We start from the raw sequence: 3307 nt of genomic DNA, 5'->3' as shown, positions 1-3307 counted from the left end.
CCCCCGGCGAGCCGCCGCCGACGGACCTCGCCGGCCTGCCCCGGCCGCTGTTCCTGTATGTCGGGCGGCTCGCCGTGGAGAAGAACCTCGCGGCCTTCCTGAGCCTCGACCTGCCCGGAACGAAGATCGTGGTCGGCGACGGGCCGGACCGGGCACGCCTGCAGGCCTTGGCCCCGGAGGCACGCTTCCTCGGCACCCGGACCGGGGCGGCGCTCGCGTCCGTCTACGCCGCCTGCGACGCCTTCGTGTTCCCGAGCCTCACCGACACGTTCGGCATCGTGCTGCTGGAAGCGATGGCCTGCGGCCTGCCGATCGCGGCCTTCCCGGTGCCCGGCCCCAACGACGTGCTGAGCGGGACCCGGGTCGGCATCCTCGACCAGGACCTGCGCGCGGCGGCCCTCGCGGCGCTTCGCCTGTCCCGGGCCGAGTGCCGGCAGGAGGCGCTGCGCCGGGGCTGGGACGTCAGCGCCGACCAGTTCTTCGGCAACATCATCGAGGCGCATGGCGGCCAGCGGGGGACCCGGAACGCCGCCTGAACGGTGACGGCGGCGGCGCGAGATGGCAGGACGGCGCCATCATGTCCGTTCAGAAACCGCCGCCCGCGAAACGAACAACACCCGCCCTCACCCAGCCGTTCGATCCGGCCCGGGCCGCGGATTATCCGGCGGTGATCGGCTGCGACGAGGTCGGGCGCGGCGCCCTGTGCGGCCCCGTGGTGGTGGCGGCGGTCTGGTTCGACCCGGCTGCGATCCCCCCGGCCCTGCTGGCGGCCCTCGACGACAGCAAGCGCGTGCCCGAACCGATCCGCGCGCATCTGGCGCCGCTGATCCGCGCCCATGCCCGGGTTGCCGTGGCGGCGGGTTCCCGGGCCCTGATCGACCGCATCAACATCCGCGCCGCGACCCTCGACGCGATGCTGCGGGCGGTGGCGCGCCTCGGGATCGCGGCGCCGGTCCTGGTCGATGGCCGGGACGCCCTGCCGGGCCTGCCGGGCCGGGCCGTGATCGGCGGCGACGGGCTGGTGCCGCAGATCGCCGCCGCCTCGATCGTCGCCAAGGTGTTTCGCGACGACCTCATGCGTCGCCTCGCCGAGCGCCATCCGGGTTACGGCTGGGAGCGCAACGTCGGCTACGGCACGGCCCTGCACCGCGCCGGCCTGACCACACTCGGCCGAAGCCCACACCACCGCCTCAGCTTCACCCGCGGGTTCGGCTAGGTTTCAAAAGGTCGAGATCTTTTGCGGATGCAGGGCAGCGCCCTGCAGTTCTCCGGGGCTCCGCCCCAGACCCCGCCAAAGGGCTCGCCCTTTGCAAACCCCGATTTTGCCGCCTTCGGACCGGATCACTGCGATGCGGGATCGCCAGGCAGCGCGTAGGCGACCACGTAGTCGCCGCGGTCGGGTGATTGGCGCGCGCCGCCGGCCGTGATCACGACGTATTGCCGGCCGGTCTTGGGCGACCTGTAGGTCATCGGCGCACCCTGGCTGCCCACCGGCAGGCGGCCCTTCCAGACCTCGCGGCCGGTCGCGGCCTCGAACGCCCGCAGGTAGTAATCCTGCGTCCCGGCGAAGAAGATCAGGCCCGAACCGGTCACCAGCGAGCCGCCGAGCGAGGGCAGGCCGATCGGGATCGGCAGGTGCATCTTGATCCCCAGCGGCCCGGTATCCTCCACCGTGCCAAGCGGGACCTGCCAGGCGATCCGGCGGGCCTTCAGGTCGATGGCCGTCAGCGTGCCGAAGGGCGGCTTCTGGCACGGGATGTTCAGCGCCGACACGAAGCGGTTGCGGACGGAGACGTAGGGGGTGCCGCGCATCGACGACAGGCCCATCTCGGTTCCGGCGGCCTTACCGGTTTCGACCTGCTCCCTCGGGATCAGCCGGTTCCACAGGCCCAACCGCATGTCGTTCACGATCAGGTAGTCCCGGGTCATGTCGATGGCGGTGCTGCCCCAGTTCATGCCGCCGAGCGAGCCCGGCATCTGGAGGGCGGTGTCGAAGCCCGGCGGGGTGAAGGTCCCCGCGTGGCGCATGCCCTTGAACTGTATCCGGCACAGGAGCTGATCGAAGGGCGTCGCCCCCCACATGTCGGCTTCGGTCAGGGTCTCGGCTCCGATCGACGGCATGTCCGAGTAGGGCTGCGTCGGCGCATAACGCTCGCCCGGCACGCTGCCCTGCGGGACCGGCCGCTCGGTGATCGGCGCGATCGGGGCGCCGGTCTCGCGATTCAGCAGGAAGATCTGGCCGTGCTTGGTCGCGGCGATCAGCCCCGGCACGGTGCCGCCCTTCCCGTCCGGCAGGTCGTAGAGAGCGGGTTGGGCCGGGACGTCGAAGTCCCACAGATCCTTGTGAACGAGCTGGACGTGCCAGCGCGGCCGCCCGGTCGCCGCGTCGAGGGCGAAGATCGACGAGTTGGTGGCGTCGTCCTGGGCTGTCCGGTGGCCGCCGAAGAAGTCGGGCGTCGCGTTGCCGGTGGGCGCGTAGATCAGGCCCAGGGCCGAATCGTAGGCCATGCTGGTCCAGACGTTCGGCGTGCCCCGCGTGTAGGTCTCACCGGGAGGCGGCAGGCGCGTGGTCGCCGGGTTGCCCGGATCCCAGGCCCAGCGCAGGTCGCCGCTGCCGACATCGTAGGCGCGGACTACGCCGCCAGGCTCCCCGGTCTCGATGTTGTCGGCGACCCGGCCGCCGACCACCACGAGGTCGCCGGCGATGAGCGGTGCGGCGGTCTGGGTGTAGAAGCCGGATTTGACCTCGCCCATGTCGGTCTTGAGATCGACCGTGCCGCCGTCGCCGAAATCGGTACAGGGCTGGCCGGTGGCGGCGTCCAGCGCGATCAGGCGCGCATCGATCGTGGCCAGCAGCAGGCGGCGGGGGCAGACCTTCGCGCCCTCGGCGGCGCCCGCGTCGTGATAGCCGAGCCCGCGGCACCGTTGCCATTGCGGCGCGCTCGCCTTCCGGTCGTAGCGCCAGCGCTGCGTGCCGGTGTCGGCGTCGAGGGCGACGACGATGTCGTTCGGCGTGCAGACGTAGACGGTGTCGCCGATCTGCAGGGGCGTGGTCTGGTCCTCCGCCCCGAAGCCGTTGCTGACGGCGATGTCGCCGGTGCGGAAGGTCCAGGCTGGCCGGAGCTTGGCGACGTTGGTGGCGTCGATCTGCGTCAGCCCGGCGAAGCGGGTGCCGCCGTTGGTGTTGCCCCAGGCCGTCCAGTCCACCTGCGGCCCCGCCTGCGTGGCCGGGTGCACAGCCGGGATCTCGGTCGCCGCGATGATCGGCACCGGCTGGAACGCCCGCAGCGTGGTCGCCGCCAGGGCC

Annotated in this window: 3 protein-coding genes; 2 read left to right on the top strand and 1 reads right to left on the bottom strand. The window is 72.0% G+C overall.

Annotated elements, in window-relative coordinates; genetic code table 11:
* The coding region (locus tag FV228_RS24300) for a glycosyltransferase (protein ID WP_147856910.1) at positions 1–536 on the top strand (536 nt) is incomplete at its 5' end.
* A 41-nt stretch (positions 537–577) separates the two neighbouring features.
* Complete coding sequence (locus FV228_RS24295; RefSeq protein ID WP_147856909.1) at positions 578–1216, top strand: ribonuclease HII; 639 nt, start codon at positions 578–580, stop codon at positions 1214–1216.
* A gap of 125 nt (positions 1217–1341) precedes the next feature.
* Here the strand turns inward: FV228_RS24295 and FV228_RS24290 are convergent.
* Positions 1342–3307 (bottom strand): membrane-bound PQQ-dependent dehydrogenase, glucose/quinate/shikimate family (locus tag FV228_RS24290; RefSeq protein WP_147856908.1); only part of this gene is annotated, 1966 nt, incomplete at its 5' end.

This window comes from Methylobacterium sp. WL18 (assembly GCF_008040015.1).
Lineage (GTDB): Bacteria > Pseudomonadota > Alphaproteobacteria > Rhizobiales > Beijerinckiaceae > Methylobacterium > Methylobacterium mesophilicum.
Note: the sequence above shows the minus strand (reverse complement) of the source record. Positions and strands in the feature narration are given on the sequence as shown.

Bases quoted from the DNA above. Each gene is read 5' to 3' on its own strand.
- FV228_RS24295 (WP_147856909.1), top strand. From the start codon at position 578: ATGTCCGTTCAGAAACCGCCGCCCGCGAAACGAACAACACCCGCCCTC.